Consider the following 17,187-nt stretch of genomic DNA (forward strand, 5'->3'; position numbering starts at 1 on the left):
AGGTAAGAAGCATAAACGGAGGTTACAAACGTAATGGACATGAAAAGAGTATTTCAACGCCCACCGCTGGCGGACTGTGTGCCCGAGTTGGTAGCTACAGCTAGAGGGGAGCGCAAGGCATCGCTGGTGATCCGCGGAGGAACGCTGGTCAATGTGGTATCGGGCGAATTGTTACCGGGCATGTCTATTGCTGTGCAAGGCTCTCGTATCGCCTACGTTGGTAGAGACGTTAGCCATACGATTGGAGAAGACACCGTAATCATTGAAGCGGAAGGCCGCTATATGGCACCGGGTTTGCTGGACGGACATTGTCATATCGAAAGCACACAGCTCACCGTAACTGAATTCGCGAAGGCTGTACTGCCGCTGGGCGTGACGGGCGGTTTTTTTGACCCACATGAAATTTCCAATGTGCTCGGTCTAAAAGGGCTTCGTCTAATGCTGGACGAAGCCCGCACGACACCGCTGGCTGCTTACATGCAGGTAGCTTCCTGCGTGCCTTCCACAGGCCCAGAGCTGGAAACGACCGGTGCCTCTTTCGGTCCGGCGGAAGTCGCAGAGGCTCTAAGCTGGGGCCCAGATATGATTGGACTGGGCGAAGTAATGAATTTCCCTGGCGTCGTCTATGGTGACGACGTGATGATTGGGGAAATTCAGGCCACGCTGCGCGCCGGCAAGGTGGCGGACGGCCATTTTACATGGGCCTCCGATGATTGGCGGCTGCCGGTCTACGCAGCCGCAGGAATTACGGGCGATCACGAATGTGTCACGCCCGAGGATGTAGCCGAGCGCATCCGGCTCGGCATGTATGCCAAGATGCGGCAAGGCTCCGCATGGCATGATGTGGCCGAGACGATCCGTGCCAGCACGGAAATGGGTCTCGACACGCGCCGCATGATGCTGGTGACGGATGATCGCAGTGCGGAATCCCTGCTCCATGAAGGGCAGATGGACTTCGTGGTGCGTCATGCGATTGCGCAGGGCGTTAAGCCCGTGACTGCCTTTCAAATGGCAACGCTGAATACGGCAGAGCGCTTCGGCGTAGCACGGGACATTGGCTCGATTATTCCCGGTGCGATTGCCGATATTATCCTGCTCGATGGCCGCTTGGCCGAAGTGAATGTGACGGCTACCATCGCAGCGGGCCAACTGGTGGCTGAGTACGGACAAATGGTCGCCGACTGGGAAGGCTTTGTTTATCCTGCGGAAGTGATGGACACGGTCCATTTGGGCCGAGAGCTGAGTGCCGCAGATTTTCGTATTGCGGCTCCAGTAAAGGAAGGGAATGTACCTGTACGAGTAATTCGTGTCACGGAAAATCATGTGGATACGAAGGAAGTGCGGATGACCGTTCTGGTGCGTGATGGTGAAGTTGCATCAGATCCTGCGCAGGATTTGTGCAAAATGGCCGTTTTCGAGCGGCATCATGCCAGTGGCAGCCACGCGGTAGCGCTTGTGACAGGCGTCGGCTTCACCGAGCCGGCTGCAATTGCCATGACCGTAGCGCATGACAGCCACAACCTGCTCGTCATTGGTAATGATGACGAGCTCATGACCCAGGCGGCGAAGCAGGCCGTTGCCCTGCGTGGCGGCGTGGTGGTTGTATCCGCCTCGGGTGAGACGCGCTTCCCGCTCCCGATCGCTGGGCTGATGTCCCCAGCTCCGTTTGCAGAGGTGGCTGCGCAGTCCGAAAGTATCAGCCGGGCACTTCAACAATCCGGCTGCATGCTGAACAACGCGCTGATGACACTGTCGTTGCTCGCACTGGTCGTAATCCCTGAAATCCGCCTGTCGGATCAGGGACTTGTCGTGATCGGAGCCGACGGTATACGCAAGGTGTCTCTTTTCGTGGAAGAGGATGCTACGGAAGCCTGATAGAATACGTCGCTGGGGGTTGTCCTGCAGGTCTACCCAGACCTGAGGGATAGCCCCTGTTTTGTTATATAGTCCGAAAGGTATCTTTAATTCCTTAATCAATGTTTTGTGGGATGGTGAGCAGATGCAATTATATTATCGTTCATTAGAAAAAATGGCTCATCAAGCCTCAATTATAGATCAGGATTGGAACAGGTTTGTAGAGCAAACCCGTGTGAGGCATGTTCAACAGGGTACATATCTTATTGAAACAGGGGAACCTGTGAAACATGCTTATTTTTGTTCGGAGGGATTATTCCGGTTGTTTTATACTTTGGCAGATGGTAGAGAATATAATGTTGGTTTTTCACCAGAAAATGATTATGTAACCTCTTATGGCGCTATGGTTCAAGGTAAACCATCCACTTTTACGATTGAGGCCATGGAAGATTCGGTTGTTATTGAAATTCCATATCATGTCCTGAAGGAGCTTATGGATACAAGCCATATGTGGGAAAGATTCGTGCGTAAGAGCGTGGAAAGACTATACATTCGCAAGGAGGAACGAGAACGCGAATTGTTGTATCTTTCTGCTAGGGAACGTTATGATGCCTTTCTTCTCAAGTATCCCGGGTTGGACAAACGAGTTGCACAATACCATATAGCTTCGTACATAGGTGTATCCCCCGTCTCACTTAGTCGTTTGCTGCGCAGCGAGCCGCATTAACCTATGTTAATGCGGCTTGGCAGACAAGCAGCGTACAATAACGATAAATCCATTCAAACTTCACAAAAAAGGAGATAGGCATATGCGTTATATGATGATTGTATTATTGGAATTCTACCCTTCCTGGTTGGCTCTTCCTCGGGAAGAACGTCGCAAACATGCGGGAACCTTGCAGGCTCATATTCAGAAGTACAGCGAACATGTTCAGGTTCGTTTTTTTGATGCAGAAGCGCTGCCCGGAAAGGACTATACGGATTTCGTCGTATGCGAAACAGAGGATATGAAGCAATATCACTATATGTGGGAAGAAATTCGTGATTCGGAGCCGTATACTAAAGGGTACATGAAGATTAAAGATGTAGTAATGGGGATGGAAAATGCATTTCAGTCCTATGAGTTCGAAATGCTGCAGATGGACAAATAACTCTCCGTACTCCCTTACTATATAAAAGTAGGAGTTGAGTTTGTACAGGCTTTAAACAAGGCGAGTTCCCGTGCTGTTTTTATTCAGCTGGGAATTCGCCTTTTATCTATTAGAGATGATCGCAAGGAAAAATTGTATTATACAACGGTATCACTTATAACCTTCAGAAATCCATTATTTGTTGCATTATTAATTAACTGATTAATAGATTTTGCTGCGCTATCGCTAAACAAGTACCACTCATCTTTGGATACGTCATGAATCAAAAACTTGGGATACCCGACTAAAACTTCGGATGGAAAGGACTGGATTAAAGAATACACGTCAAAACGAGCTAAGCTTTTCCCTTTTGGGTCTAAGAAATCGTATTGTGCATTTTTATAATAAGACCCAGGTGTGTCAATAGTGAAGCTCCAAGAATAGTTTTCAGGTGCTTCGACCTTTTGACCTTTGTTTTTTGTAAAAATATTATAAATGGTTTCATTATATGCATTGCCATGAATTTGCTGAACTACGCCGCCCAATATCATATGGTATTCCTGTTGAAGTGCCTTTACTTGTACACCGTTTATGAACAATGGTTCAGTAGTAATAGTCACTATAAGGTTGCTGTAATTGACTTTACATCCAAACGCCTCTGCAATAAAACGAAGTGGAACATATATGCGATTGTTTTTCACGTATGGTTTTACATCAAGCAGTATCTTTTTACCGTTTTTCTCCGCTATGCTTCTGTTTATTGCTAATTTTACTTTCATATCGCTCTTAGCGAGAATAACCCCGGAATCGGACCACTCGACGCTAGCCCCCAAACTTTCGCTAATAACACGTAAAGGTACCATTGTACGTTTGTTCTTCATTTCTGGCTTCGCATCGGTTGCAATAGCCACACCGTCAATTTTGATTTGATTTTGTGCTGCATATGTAGTGGACGATGAAATACATAAAAAGATAGCAAGAAAAAAAACAAAGAATGCTTTGTTCATAAAAGATTGCTCCTTTTTTTGATTAATTTGTTGCACAGTAACTTTCCTCCATATTAAGACGCGAATGGATAAAATTTTGTTGCGCTTTCTTATTCATTAACTTAACGTAACAACGAGTTTATACTATTTAATTGATTTGCATATATTTACCAACTAAAAACTTCTAATCTCCCTGGGGAATTATGTCGATAACATTGAATATTGTTCATAAAATTTACAAAGTAAATCTTTAGGGGGAAAGTTAATGAGAAAACAGCTAAAAGTTGCGATTTCTCTAGCATGTTTATTGATGTTTATAGGTTGTTCAGCATCACCAGTATCACAGCAGACGACCAAGATTACATTTTTGAATTCCAAATCTGAAATAAAAACCCAATTGGAAGAAGTGGCAAAAAAATACAATCAAGAGCATCCGGAAGTATCTTTAGAAATTATTACTGCTCCAGAGGGAACGTCTGCATATCAAAAGCTGATGTCGATGTACGGCTCAGGAAGTCCAGCAACGATGTCGATGCTTGACCCGGGAGACACGCAGACATTCCTGGATAAAGCCGTTGATTTAAGTAATGAGAAGTGGGTAGCCGATACGATAGAAAATGGACTTGACGCCGTTAAGAAAAACGATGCTGTGCTGGGATTTCCATTTGCAGTGGAAGGCTATGGATTAATCTATAACAAAAAAGTATTGGACAAGGCAACAGGGGGTTCTTTTGATCCTTCTTCGGTGAAAAGTAGAAGCAGTCTTAACTCATTAATGGCTAAGATTCAGCAGTCGGGAGTAGCACCGGTCATGCTTTCACCAATGGACTGGTCTCTCGGCTCTCATCTTTTAGCTCTGTCTTATTCTGTTCAACCCGAAGGTTTTCCAGAGTTTGTTAAAGGTATGCAGAACAACTCCATCGATTTGTCCCAAAACAGTGTAATGTCTGGATGGGTACAAACTTTAGACCTGCTCAAGGATAACAGCATCAATAAGCACTCGCCTTTGGACAGTACGTATGACGATGGAGCCAAAGCTTTGGGAGAGGGCAAGGTAGGGCTTTGGTTTATGGGTAACTGGGCTTGGAATGGAATAAAGAGCAATGATACGGCAAATGAGGAATACGGTTTTTTGCCTCTTCCGTTAAATGATAATACGAATGATCCAAACAATTCAAAGATCACAGTTGGTGTGACAAAGTATGTATTCATCGACTCCACAGCTACCACGCCTCAGCAGCAAGAGGAAGCCAAGAAATTTTTAAACTGGCTGGTATACGAAAAGTCCGGTCAGGAACTTTTGGTCAACAAGGCCAATGTTATACCGGCCTTCAAGAGTATTGACTTGGTGCCTACCGATCCCTTGAGTAAATCGATCAAGTCATATTTGTCGAGCGGAAAGACGCTGCCGTTTATGGCAACACTTCCACCTGATCATGGGGCCATCACAGGAGCATCTATCCAAAGCTACATTAGTGGAAAGATAGATAAGACTGAGCTGTTGCGCCAAATACGCATATACTGGAAAGCTCAGCAGGGATGATATGAGACCAGTCACGGGAAGGAAGATAAGGATGTTTAAATTAACGTTAAAGAAAAAAATAATTAGTGCAGCTCTCATACTGGTTGTCGTACTGTCCCTTTCAAGTGTTATAGGCGTCATTAAGATGTCGGAAATGGGAGAGGCTTCTGATAAGGTAAATAACAGGTCTTTACCTGCGGTTATTCTTCTTCAGGGTATGGATAAGCAGATTACAGAAATCGATAGACTAACTGTTCGATTGATACTCGAAGAGGATGAGACTATTCGCACCACTTATCAAGAAGAACTAACCAAAGCTACAGCTTCAATGGATAAGAGTGTAAATAAATATCAAAGTTTAGCCTCTACAGCGGAGGAAAAAGAACTGTTCACCAACTTTTATGGTCAGTGGGCAATGTATCTTCGCCATCTAAAGGTGGTTTCCGCTGCCATGGAAGAAAACGACAAAGTGATGGCCTACATGATCGTTCATGGAAATTCTTCTATTTATAAGGCGGCATTAGACGATGTAAATAAACTGAAGGTGCTTAATGAGCAGTATGCCACTGAGGCAGCTAATCAATCGAGTCAATCTTACCATTCAGGTAGACTTTTGATGATTTCTTTGACTATCATATGTACGATCCTGGGAATTATCGGTTCTTTTTTACTGGCTCAATCGTTCACTAAGCCCATATTAAGGATAGCGGAACAGATAAAGCTGGTAACGAGGGGGAACCTGCAAGTGGAACCTCTTAGGGTCCGATCCAAAGATGAGGTCGGGGAATTGGCATCCGATTTTAATGAAATGTGCGATTCACTGCGCAACCTTTTAAAGGAAGTTGTGGATAATTCCTTACTGGTTGCTTCTACGGCTGAACAGTTAACAGCCAGTGCAGAACAGACAAGCATTGCTACCGAGCAGATAGCTATAAGTGCCACTCAAGTCGCAGAGGGATCTCAGACACAGCTTGCAGATATTGCTGAAACGCTGAATTACACGGTAGGTGTTTCTAAAAGTGTAGAGAACATAACCAATCGCTTTGTGAATGTAGCTAATCTCACAATCCAAGCACAAGAAAAAGCAAACAACGGGAAAACCCAAATGTCTTCCACTGTCTCTCAAATAAGAGATGTGCATACCAAGGTAACTCAATCCGCTGAAGTAGTAAATATTCTAGGAGAAAAGTCAGCGGAGATTAGACAGATCACAGCTATGATCAGTGATATAGCAGCCCGAACCAACTTGCTTTCACTCAATGCGAGTATAGAAGCTGCAAGAGCGGGAGAGCAGGGAAAAGGATTTGCGGTTGTCGCTTATGAAGTACGCAATTTGTCGGCACAAGCAAGTGAAGCAACCGGCAAGATTTCCTCTCTGGTCAACGAAATCGCATTAAGAACAGACGAAGTGGTCATCTCGATGAATGAAGGTGTTCAATCACTAAATGAAGGTATGATGCTTGTCGAAGGTGTCGGTAACGTCTTTTCTGAAATTGTCGGTGCCGTTGAAGAAGTGAGCGGTGAGGTAGACACTGCGGCTGTAGAAGCAAGATCCGTAAATGAAGGAACCGTTTCTATGGTGGAATCTATGAAGAAAATTGCCGAAATCTCCGAACGTGCAGCCGATTCTACTCAAACAGTCGCAAGCGTAGTCGAGGAAACTACTGCTTCCATGCAGGAAGTGTCTGCAGGTGCTAACATGCTTGCCAAGCGGGCGGAAGAGATGAATCAAACGGTGTCTGTATTCAAAATTTAAAGTAAGTTGGCGGTAGCCTTGGACGAGAAAAACGAGTCCTAGACTACCGCTGTTACCATTAGATTACGAGTGAACGGCTTCAGCTTTTTTAGCAGATCTTTTCAGATCCTGTTTACGGCGTTCCTCTAGATACCGTTCTCCATTTTTCTTGTCAGCTGTCAGCGTAAAGCAGGAAATGATGGTGAACAGACCGGCAATGGAACCCAAAATAACATAAGTGATCGGGAAATTCAGAACTTCATACATATGTCCGACAATAGGTGAGAAAACAGATACCACCAGGGAGCCCATAAACAAATACAGCAGGTACATGGTGGACGATAAGCGCTGGTCAAAGTTGACGGTAATGTACTTGAAGATGGCGACCAGAATCAGCGGTTTTTCCAGGGAGTGAATCATCTTCATCGCAGCCACCCATATGGAACCGAACGGCAGCGAAGAACCGATAATACGCAATGACATGATCGCTCCGGCAATAATCAATGCCCATTTGGCAGTCGTTTTGTTGACAAACCATGGGGTAACAAACAGAAACACAAATTCCAGGAATACTTGCACAGCACTTAAATCACCAAGGAATTGATTTCCTTCTGCTTTAGAACTGAACTGAGATACGAAATAGGTGGCAAATTGCTGGTCATATACCTCATAAATTTGGGTCACGCCAACCATGAATAGCATTAGAAACCAGAACTTTGTGGTGCGTACGAGATGCAGTACGTCAGTGAGCTTCAACGATTCAGTTTTCTGCTGCTCCTGTCCAGAAATTTCGACTTTGGTCAGGAAGATGCAGATCATAGCAACAACGGCAGATACGGAGGCAATCCAGAAGGTCAGATTCACATTGATATTGATGACCCGTCCCGCAACAAAGGTAGCAGCTGCCCACCCGAGTGAGCCCCACATACGAACTCGTCCGTATTCAAACCCGTATTTGCGTGACACTTTGTCCATATAGGAATCGACGACACCATTACCTGCATTAAACACCAGGCCGATAAATAGGGCGCCGACAATAGCACCAATGACGAACTGCGTTTGAAGCAATGGACCGTACACATAGATAAAAAAGGGTCCGACGAGCAAAAGAATCGTAAAAAGTATGTACAGCAGATGTTTTCTCAAGCCCAGCTTGTCGGATAAGTACCCAAACAGGGGTTGCATGATCAAGGCAACGATAGAGTTAGCCGCGTATAAAAACCCTGTGTAGGTTTCTGAAATCCCCAGGCTTTGTCCTAGCCAAATGACAAAAAAAGACATGGCGGCAGACCATGTAAACAGATAAGCGAAGTTAAAAACGCTCAAAGACCAATAGTTGCGTTTTGCCAAATTCCTCATGTATAAGCACCCCTTCAAATTGTAGCTGCTCAATGTGTTGACAACGTCATTAAGCATTGTCTGTACTATTAATTGTAAGGAGGATTGAATTGAATCCATAGGGCATTTTCCCAAGATTTCCTGTGCTTATTGCAATCAATTGCCAGGTTGGGTTGTACATAACTTTTCTCATCTTGTAAGAAATAAGTCCTACGTGTAAAATTCTTTATAGTTCATTGAGCTCATTTGGTAGGAGGAGAAACACGGCAAGAAGTAGAATTGTTCTAAGGTCTGGCTGACATGGTCATACTGATAGCACAATAAATTGCTAAAGCAAGGGGATGAAGTGGTTCTTTCGCAAGTACAAAGTTACTTGATACCGTGAACGTATATAGAGTATTGTGTAATGATGAGTTATCGAACCCCACATCTTGAATAACGTTTCACACCGGTCGGGAAGGGTTAGCGGATGGCTATCCCTACTTGGTGCTGCTATAACCCTATGAGCATGTACTACACAAAATAAAAAGAAAATGAATGATAACAAACTGTTGTGATTTCATGGTTGGAGGATTTATTATGTCAAAAAGTGTTTCTTCGTCCTTTATTATTATCATAGGATCGATGCTATTTGCCTTATTTTTTGGTGCAGGGAATCTAATCTTCCCACCTATGCTTGGTCAAATGGCTGGAAAGAATGTGTGGATAGCCAATGCGGGTTTCTTGGTTACCGGAGTTGGCTTACCGTTACTAGCCATCACTGCCTTTGTTTTTTCAGGCAAAAGCAATTTACAAACTTTAGCGAGTCGTGTACATCCTGTATTCGGGATTGTCTTTACAACGATTCTTTATCTAGCCATTGGCCCGTTATATGCAATTCCAAGAACCGGTAGTGTGTCGTTTGAAATTGGTGTCAAGCCTTTTTTTTCAAACCATACAGATCATCCTGTCGCACTTTTTGTATTTACCATTCTTTTTTTTGGGGTTGCATGCTTGTTATCACTTAACCCTACAAAAATTATTGATGTGATCGGAAAGTTTTTAACACCCATTAAATTGACATTCATTGGGATTCTGGTGGTCGTAGCCCTTATTCACCCCATAGGAGCCTTCCAAGCACCTGCCGAAGGCTATACTTCGCACGTCTTTTTCAAAGGCTTTCAAGAAGGTTATTTAACATTGGATGCTCTTGTAGCCTTTATTTTTGGAATTATTATTGTGAATGCAATTAAGGAAAGAGGAGTTACTGCCAAAAAAGAGCTGATGATTATTTGTGCCAAATCGATAACCATTGCGGTTGTCCTCTTAGCATTTATCTATACGTCTCTTGCCTACATGGGAGCTTCTAGCGTTGAAAAACTGGGTGTTTTAGAAAATGGTGCTGAGGTGTTAGCCAAGGTTTCATCCTATTATTTTGGATCTTACGGCTCCATTTTATTAGGCTTAATGATTACAGTAGCGTGTTTAACGACAAGCGTAGGGCTTATTACGTCCTGTTCTTCCTTTTTTCATACCTTGTTTCCGAAAGTTTCTTATAAAAGAATTGCTCTCATGTTATCCATATTTAGTACCATTGTAGCCAATATAGGTTTAACACAGCTCATTAAGGTTTCAACACCAGTGTTAATTGCAATATATCCTATTGCGATTTCTCTAATATTTTTAACATTTTTACATTCCGTGTTTAAAGGAAAATCAGAAGTATATCAAGGCAGTTTAATATTAACCTTCATTGTTAGTCTATTTGACGGCTTGAATGCTGCTGGAATAAAAATTAAAGTAATTAATGACTTTTTTACTCAAATTCTTCCGTTATATGATGTAGGATTAGGCTGGTTAATTCCCTCTGTTTTAGGAGGAGTAGGGGGGTATATATTCTACTATATTAAACGAAGAAAAATTGTCCTTATACTTATGAAGCCCAAAAAATAAATGATTTGCTTATTCGGTGAATTGGACATGTATAACCAAAAGAAAGAACGAACGGAGAACTTGATCTTCTGTTCGTTCTTTCTTTTTGTAACTTTACGCGCAGCTATTCAAAACAAAATCATAAATTTCCGTCTGTTATAGAAAGGACAGCAAGCGCCTGATCTGCTTCGTGCTGCTTGCGGTATAGCGAAGGAGTCAGACCGTTCCATTTTTTAAAGGTTGCAATAAAATAGCTTAGATTTTCAAATCCCACATCCAGCGCAATATCAACTACTTTGCGGTCACTTTGCTCTAGCAACCTGCAAGCCTTCTGAATCCGCTGATAGTTGATATATTCAACCGGACTTTTCTGCACCATCTGCTTGAAGAAACGACAGAAATGTCCCTCACTCATCCCAACCTCATCTGAGATCTCTCGCAAACGAATGGGCTCATGCGCATGGCTGTTGATGTACGCCAGTGCTTTTTTGATCCGTTCGACCTTGTTGCGTTGACTCGCCATAACCACGTCCTCTCCGCTAGCCGGAGTCATGTGCGGGAACAGGCAGGCAATTATGCTATAGAGCTGCGCCTTGGTCGCCAGTTCACGGGCAGGCGCATTCTGTTCATGGCTAGTGATAATACGTTTCAACGCGGTCAATAGCTCCTGCTCCCAAGGCTGCACACCGCGAATGTGAGGGGGAGGGACGAGTTTTTTATGGATAAATGGTTCAATAAACTGCGTCTGAACTGTATCTTGCGTGCGGCTGTGCAGCATATCCGGGTGAAACACCACCGCAGAAAATACACAGCGAGGACTTTTTTGTAAATAACCAGCGTGAAGCTCGCCACTGTGTACAAAAAGGGCTTCACCTTCGCTAACCTCCGTATAGACCATATCCGTCTGAAATATAGCGCTCCCCTGTTCTACTACGATAAACTCCATTTCCTCATGCCAATGGGACTCCAATATACTATTTCCGTTCAATTGCTCTACGCTCGGATATACGCTGACTGGATACATGGGATTGCCGTGAATACGGTTTTCTCTTAACATTTCCCTTTGCATTTTACTGATTCCTTTCGGCACACTGATTTATATAGAAAACATCAAAATATTAATACTAAACGTCAAAATAAAAGAAGTAAACCCTTACATAAATCAATATTATTATAGTAAGGATTTCGAAAAAATCCAATCAGCGATTTGGGAACAAGGAATATAAAAGTCGAGATGGAGGAAGAGACAGATGAAATTTACTGATGGCTATTGGTTGGTTCGCAAGGGCTATGAAATACAAAATCCTGCTGACATCCGTGATATCGTGACGGACGATGCTTCCATGACGGTATATGCAGCAACCCACCGGATCGAGCACAAAGGGGATACGCTAAATGGAGCATTACTGAAAGCGACCTACAGCTCTCCCATGCCGAATGTTATTCGGGTGCGTCTGAACCACCATAAGGGACGGGTGCATCATGGACCAGATTTTGAAATTCACACCTTGCCGACAGAGGTGGATATTACGGTGGGTGAGGACGTAGCAGTGCTGAAGAGCGGCGATCTGAGTGTGCGAGTCGGTCGTGGAAAGAGCTGGGACGTAGGCTTTTATGTCAAGGATCGTAAAGTCACGGGCAGTGGGCATCGGGGACCCGGCTATATTACAGACCCGCAGGACCAGCCATTTTTCCGGGAGCAGCTGGAGCTGGGTATGGGGGAGTACGTATACGGCCTTGGAGAGCGTTTCACTCCATTTGTGAAAAATGGTCAGGTTGTTGATATTTGGAATGAAGATGGCGGGACCAGCAGTGAACAAGCATACAAAAACATTCCATTTTATTTATCCAACAAAGGGTACGGTGTATTCGTCAATCATCCGGAAAAGGTATCTTACGAGATTGCATCGGAAAACGTTTCGAAGGTACAGTTTAGCGTTGCTGGCGAATCGTTAGAGTATTTTATTATTGGTGGAGCTAATCCTAAGGAGGTACTGGACAATTATACCAAGCTGACAGGCAAACCTGCATTGCCACCGGCCTGGACCTTTGGTTTGTGGCTGACCACTTCGTTTACGACCGATTATGATGAAGCGACAGTAAACCATTTTGTCGACGGGATGGCTGAACGGGATCTGCCACTCACGGTATTCCATTTTGACTGCTTCTGGATGAAGGAATACCAATGGTGCGATTTCCAGTGGGATCAAGATATGTTCCCAGACCCAGAAGGTATGTTGCAGAGATTGAAGGCTAAGGGACTCAAAATTTGCGCATGGATCAATCCGTATATTGCAGAAAAGTCCATTTTGTTCGATGAAGGTATGGAGAATGGCTATTTGGTCAAAACAGCTGATGGCAGCGTGTGGCAATGGGACATGTGGCAGGCGGGGATGGGGCTGGTTGACTTCACGAACCCGGCTGCAGTTGCCTGGTATCAGGATAAGCTGAAGGTGCTGATCGATCAAGGCGTGGATTGCTTCAAAACCGACTTTGGTGAGCGTATTCCAACAGATGTAGTTTATTATGATGGCTCTGATCCAATGAAAATGCACAATTACTATACGCATTTGTACAACAAAGCTGTGTTTGATGTGCTGGAGGAAAAGCTGGGCAAAAATGAAGCCGCATTATTTGCACGTTCTGCCACAGCCGGGGGACAACAGTTCCCAGTTCACTGGGGCGGAGACTGCTCGTCCACGTATGAGTCGATGGCAGAGTCCTTGCGGGGCGGATTATCGCTTGGTTTGAGTGGCTTTGGCTTTTGGAGCCATGATATTAGCGGCTTTGAACTAACGGCTGCGCCGGACTTATACAAACGGTGGGTACAGTTTGGATTGTTATCCTCCCATAGCCGTCTACACGGAAATGTGTCATACCGTGTTCCTTGGCTGTTTGACGAAGAGTCAGTCGACGTGGTGCGCAGCTTTACCAAACTCAAATGCTCACTGATGCCACACCTGTATGCTTCTGCTGTGGAATCCTCGGTGAGGGGACTGCCGATGATGCGGGCTATGGTATTGGAATTCCCGCAGGACCCAACCTGTGCAACGCTGGATTTACAATACATGCTGGGGGATTCCATTTTGGTAGCCCCGATCTTTAATAAAGAAGGCAATGTAACCTATTATGTACCGGAGGGACAATGGACGAATTTGTTAACGAATGAAATCGTGTCTGGTGGTCGTTGGGTCAACGAGCATCATGATTTTACAACCTTACCTGTGCTCGTGAAGCCAAACACATTGTTGGCCATCGGTCATGAGGATCGTCGTCCGGATTATGATTATGCAGATCAAGTGACGCTTCATTTGTTTGAGCTCGGCGAAGGGCAACAGGCTCGTTCGGTTATCGTGAATACATCAGGCGAAGAAGAGCTCACGGTTACTGCCAGCCGTAAGGATTCTGTCATTACGGTGAAGGCAGAAGGTGCCGTTAAACCGTGGTCGTTAGTACTGCGCGGTATCCATAAGGATGTTCAAGTGGAGGAAGGCAGCAGTCTGGCAGGAGAACAGGGGGTAATCATTACACCAGCCTCCAGCGGACAACAAGAGCTTACTATTCACTTGGGCTAGATCAGGAGTCCATCTGTAGATGGATAGATTATAATATAGCGATTATATTGCGAAAAAAAGGCTTGCCTGATACAAACCAGGCAGGCCCTTTTTGATGTGTCATTCCGATAATATCTTCAACTTTAGCTTTGATATCAAACCCTATGCATTCTGCTGAAGTAGTAGTGGTATAAGGTACTGCCGGAAAATATCCACAGGAGTCCGCTTCTTTTTAAATGTATCAGCCGTGAGGACAACTACCAAGTCATAGGACGGGACGACAATAATATATTGCCCACCAAAGCCTAGTGCGTAAAAATAGTCTATTTCCGTTCCAGTCTCTTCATCAGAAAAGGAAGAAGCCCACCAGTGACAGCCATAATATGCTTTTTGTGGTTTGGAGGCTGGAAGAAATGGACGAGTCGAATATCGGACGGTCTCCGTCTGGATGATCTGCCGTCCTTCCCAGCTTCCTTCGTTCAGATAAAGGCGTCCGAATTTGAGCATGTCCAGCGGTCTGAGATGCAGCCCGAAGCCTCCGGTGTGAGTGCCTTGCGGATCGGTTTCCCAATGATAGTTATCGATACCGAGCGGCTGGAATAATTGCTCCTCGGCAAATTCAGCAACGGCTTGTCCAGAGGCAGAACGCAGCAAGGTGGCCAAAAGTTGAGAACAGCCAGAGCTGTACTCCATTCGCGTACCTGGTAAATCCGATAATGGCTGTGAAAGCACAAATTGCACCCAATCGGACGTTTTGCTCATGGTAGGAAAAGAATTTTGTCCCCCAAATTCCGTCCAGTTAAAGCCAGCAGACATCGTCAGCAGGTGTTCAATCGTAATATCACGCTTTCGAGGGTCACTATCTTTGGCCAGCCGGGGGAAAAATTCGAGGATCGGTGTCTCTGGTTTGGGTACCAGTCGTTGATCCATAGCAATACTAACTAATGCGGAAATCACACTCTTGGTACAGGAATTTATTTTATAGAGTTGGTTGGCAATTTGAGGTTCACGGTAGTAATCCATGATCATGTTTCCCTGCTGCTCAATAAGACAGCTGCGGGTTTCCAACTCGTTAAGTACGTGAATAAGCGGTTTGAGCTCCAGACTTTTCATGCAGTTCCTCCTTGAGGCTTTTAGCATACCATTACATAGTATATCATTTTTTAATCTTCCGAATCCGACAAGTACAAACGGATAATAGTTCTTATCTTTTCCCTAATTTGAATTTTTTTGTTTTTTGATATTAAAAAACATATATATGTTCACTTAATAGACACAAATATACTTAAAAATCTATACACTTTTCCGCTTTCATTTAAAAAAACAGACCAATAAAACGATATATAGTAAGTTGAACATTTTATTTTGAAACAACTGGGGGACCAATTCATGAACTTAACAATTAAGGCCAAAATGATTCTCAGCGCGATACTGATCCCAAGTGTGATTGCTGCTATGCTGCTGACCAATTACATTTTAAGTGTACATAGTGAGAACGAGTACAAAGATATTATGAATCGTGAAGAGACGATTGCGTATAACTCCAAGTCTCTTCAATTTTTATTAAACGGGATATCCAATGATGAGCGGGCATATTTGCTGACTCGTGACGAACAGTATGGGAACGAGATCGGAAACAAGCAGAGTGAAGTTGCAAAGTTGCTACAGGAGACAGAAGCTCTACTCAATACAGGTAATGAGGATACAAAGAAGAAGATGACTGATCTCAAAACAGGGATTAATACCTATATGAATCAGGTTCATAGTCTACTGACTACAGCGGGGTATAAGAGTACAAGAGATGATGCTTTCCCTCCATTTTCTGAATTGCTCGATGATTTTGAAAACGAACGGGTTTTGCGTAAGCAACTGGATACCAAGGTGGTAGCATTTGTCAAGGCGCAGGAAGATATGGTAACGGTGAAAATACAGCAGGCGCACCAAACGATGACGAATACAACTTTGATTACGAGCATTGTAGGGCTTTTGGTTATTATTTACAGCATTGCTCAATCTATCGTTTTGATTCGTTCGATTCGTCCATTACACCATATGAATGAGCAGTTGTTGCAAATGTCTCAAGGTGGAGGAGATTTGCGAAGTCGACTGGATATTACGTCCAAAGACGAAATCGGTATGATTGCGAGCTCCTACAACAAGCTTATTGAAGGGTTCCGCAGTATCATTGTGGATGCTCAGGATACGGCTCGTACATTAACGGTAACCGCAGAGCGTGTTAACGTCAGTACTGAGGAAATGAATCAGGCCAATCGTCATACCTCCGGTGTAATGGAAGAGCTTGCGACGGGCATGGAGCATCAGGTCGATGATATTACACAAACTACAGATACCATGAAAGAACTTGCCTACGAGCTGGAACAGATTGCTACCACAAGCGAGCAGGTATATGATTTGTCTGATACCGCCGCTAAAGATGCAGAAGCAGGGGAACAATCGATAGGTCAGGCTATGCGTCAGATGGAGAAGGTAAGCGAAAGTGTAGACAGCTCTGCACGTGCTGTACGTTCACTTAGTGAACAGGCGGAGCAGATTGGCATGATCGGATCTGTTATTACCGGATTTGCCAAACAGACTGGAATGCTGGCGCTTAACGCATCCATTGAAGCGGCAAGAGCGGGAGAACAGGGCAAAGGATTTGCTGTTGTGGCCTCTGAGGTAAAAAGATTGTCCGAGCAGGTATCGGTTTCAGCAGCAGAAATCACACAGTTTGTGCAAAACATTCAGGAGCATGTTGGGCATGTCGCTTCCACAATGCAGTCTGGAACAGTTGAAGTGCAATCTGGCGTAAAGGTCATGCAATCCGCTGAAACTGCATTTCGCCAGATTGGAAGTTCCATTCAACAGGTCAGCGAGCAGATTCACAGTGTTAATCGGTCTGTAGAACAAATGTCCGATGGATCAGAGCGAATGGTGAAGGCGGCGGAACGCATACGTGAAGTAGCGGAGCAGACGGCAGGAGGAACCCAAAGCGTTAGTGCGGCGGCTGAAGAGCAACTGGCTTCCATGGAGGAAATTGCATCGTCCATTCACACTCTGGCGGATATGTCGCAATTGCTAAACGCAAGGGTCGGTGGTTTTAAAGTATAGTCGTATAAATTCCCACCAATGTAAACACAATAACATCTGTTGAACGAAT

The 17,187-nt window shown here is 44.5% G+C and carries 12 protein-coding genes; 8 read left to right on the forward strand and 4 right to left on the reverse strand.

Going from position 1 to position 17,187, the window contains the following annotated elements; genetic code table 11:
• Positions 1-33 precede the first annotated feature (33 nt).
• The 3 genes from HFD99_RS12550 to HFD99_RS12560 all read left to right on the forward strand — a co-directional run bounded on the left by HFD99_RS12550 (position 34) and on the right by HFD99_RS12560 (position 3,005).
• Positions 34-1,875 carry an adenine deaminase gene (locus HFD99_RS12550; protein ID WP_016819194.1) on the forward strand — a complete coding sequence of 614 codons (1,842 nt, stop codon included), beginning with the start codon at positions 34-36 and terminating at the stop codon, positions 1,873-1,875.
• Between the two features lie 124 nt (positions 1,876-1,999).
• Complete coding sequence (locus tag HFD99_RS12555; protein WP_025364613.1) at positions 2,000-2,581, forward strand: Crp/Fnr family transcriptional regulator; 582 nt, start codon at positions 2,000-2,002, stop codon at positions 2,579-2,581.
• Positions 2,582-2,663: 82 nt separating this feature from the next.
• Positions 2,664-3,005, forward strand: coding sequence for a darcynin family protein (locus tag HFD99_RS12560; RefSeq protein ID WP_016819196.1), 342 nt, complete (start codon positions 2,664-2,666; stop codon positions 3,003-3,005).
• Between the two features lie 137 nt (positions 3,006-3,142).
• Here HFD99_RS12560 and HFD99_RS12565 read toward each other — a convergent pair whose 3' ends face one another.
• Complete coding sequence (locus HFD99_RS12565; RefSeq protein ID WP_029514320.1) at positions 3,143-3,991, reverse strand: copper amine oxidase N-terminal domain-containing protein; 849 nt, start codon at positions 3,989-3,991, stop codon at positions 3,143-3,145.
• Positions 3,992-4,235: 244 nt separating this feature from the next.
• Here HFD99_RS12565 and HFD99_RS12570 point away from each other — a divergent pair, with 244 nt between their 5' ends.
• Both HFD99_RS12570 and HFD99_RS12575 read left to right on the forward strand, forming a co-directional pair.
• Positions 4,236-5,513, forward strand: a complete 1,278-nt coding sequence (locus HFD99_RS12570; protein WP_016819198.1) for an ABC transporter substrate-binding protein — start codon at positions 4,236-4,238, stop codon at positions 5,511-5,513.
• Positions 5,514-5,544: 31 nt separating this feature from the next.
• Complete coding sequence (locus HFD99_RS12575; RefSeq protein WP_016819199.1) at positions 5,545-7,248, forward strand: methyl-accepting chemotaxis protein; 1,704 nt, start codon at positions 5,545-5,547, stop codon at positions 7,246-7,248.
• A gap of 63 nt (positions 7,249-7,311) precedes the next feature.
• Here HFD99_RS12575 and HFD99_RS12580 read toward each other — a convergent pair whose 3' ends face one another.
• Entirely contained in the window at positions 7,312-8,586 is a 1,275-nt protein-coding gene (locus HFD99_RS12580; RefSeq protein ID WP_019686955.1) for an oligosaccharide MFS transporter, read from the reverse strand.
• 558 nt (positions 8,587-9,144) lie between these two features.
• Here HFD99_RS12580 and brnQ point away from each other — a divergent pair.
• Positions 9,145-10,497, forward strand: coding sequence for a branched-chain amino acid transport system II carrier protein (brnQ, locus tag HFD99_RS12585; RefSeq protein ID WP_016819201.1), 1,353 nt, complete (start codon positions 9,145-9,147; stop codon positions 10,495-10,497).
• 118 nt (positions 10,498-10,615) lie between these two features.
• Here brnQ and HFD99_RS12590 read toward each other — a convergent pair whose 3' ends face one another.
• Positions 10,616-11,545 carry a helix-turn-helix transcriptional regulator gene (locus HFD99_RS12590; RefSeq protein ID WP_031463290.1) on the reverse strand — a complete coding sequence of 310 codons (930 nt, stop codon included), beginning with the start codon at positions 11,543-11,545 and terminating at the stop codon, positions 10,616-10,618.
• A gap of 181 nt (positions 11,546-11,726) precedes the next feature.
• Here HFD99_RS12590 and yicI point away from each other — a divergent pair, with 181 nt between their 5' ends.
• Positions 11,727-14,051: an alpha-xylosidase gene (gene yicI / locus HFD99_RS12595; RefSeq protein ID WP_045243879.1), complete on the forward strand. Its 2,325-nt coding sequence runs from the start codon at positions 11,727-11,729 to the stop codon at positions 14,049-14,051.
• Between the two features lie 141 nt (positions 14,052-14,192).
• Here yicI and HFD99_RS12600 read toward each other — a convergent pair whose 3' ends face one another.
• On the reverse strand, positions 14,193-15,143 hold the full coding sequence (locus HFD99_RS12600; protein ID WP_045243878.1) for a serine hydrolase domain-containing protein: 951 nt from the start codon (positions 15,141-15,143) through the stop codon (positions 14,193-14,195).
• A 276-nt stretch (positions 15,144-15,419) separates the two neighbouring features.
• On the opposite strand from HFD99_RS12600, the gene HFD99_RS12605 reads away from it, so the two are divergent.
• A complete protein-coding gene (locus HFD99_RS12605; RefSeq protein ID WP_045243877.1) occupies positions 15,420-17,138 on the forward strand; it encodes a methyl-accepting chemotaxis protein in 1,719 nt (572 codons plus the stop codon).
• Positions 17,139-17,187 lie beyond the last annotated feature (49 nt).

Source organism: Paenibacillus sp. EKM301P (assembly GCF_011800295.1).
Classification (GTDB): Bacteria; Bacillota; Bacilli; order Paenibacillales; family Paenibacillaceae; genus Paenibacillus; species Paenibacillus polymyxa.

Excerpts from the sequence above, each read along its gene's own strand:
- HFD99_RS12565 (WP_029514320.1), bottom strand. The coding sequence starts at position 3,991 with ATGAACAAAGCATTCTTTGTTTTTTTTCTTGCTATCTTTTTATGTATT.
- HFD99_RS12590 (WP_031463290.1), bottom strand. The coding sequence starts at position 11,545 with ATGCAAAGGGAAATGTTAAGAGAAAACCGTATTCACGGCAATCCCATG.
- HFD99_RS12560 (WP_016819196.1), top strand. The coding sequence starts at position 2,664 with ATGCGTTATATGATGATTGTATTATTGGAATTCTACCCTTCCTGGTTG.
- HFD99_RS12575 (WP_016819199.1), top strand. The coding sequence starts at position 5,545 with ATGTTTAAATTAACGTTAAAGAAAAAAATAATTAGTGCAGCTCTCATA.
- HFD99_RS12605 (WP_045243877.1), top strand. The coding sequence starts at position 15,420 with ATGAACTTAACAATTAAGGCCAAAATGATTCTCAGCGCGATACTGATC.
- HFD99_RS12580 (WP_019686955.1), bottom strand. The coding sequence starts at position 8,586 with ATGAGGAATTTGGCAAAACGCAACTATTGGTCTTTGAGCGTTTTTAAC.
- HFD99_RS12555 (WP_025364613.1), top strand. The coding sequence starts at position 2,000 with ATGCAATTATATTATCGTTCATTAGAAAAAATGGCTCATCAAGCCTCA.
- yicI (WP_045243879.1), top strand. The coding sequence starts at position 11,727 with ATGAAATTTACTGATGGCTATTGGTTGGTTCGCAAGGGCTATGAAATA.
- HFD99_RS12550 (WP_016819194.1), top strand. The coding sequence starts at position 34 with ATGGACATGAAAAGAGTATTTCAACGCCCACCGCTGGCGGACTGTGTG.
- brnQ (WP_016819201.1), top strand. The coding sequence starts at position 9,145 with ATGTCAAAAAGTGTTTCTTCGTCCTTTATTATTATCATAGGATCGATG.
- HFD99_RS12570 (WP_016819198.1), top strand. The coding sequence starts at position 4,236 with ATGAGAAAACAGCTAAAAGTTGCGATTTCTCTAGCATGTTTATTGATG.
- HFD99_RS12600 (WP_045243878.1), bottom strand. The coding sequence starts at position 15,143 with ATGAAAAGTCTGGAGCTCAAACCGCTTATTCACGTACTTAACGAGTTG.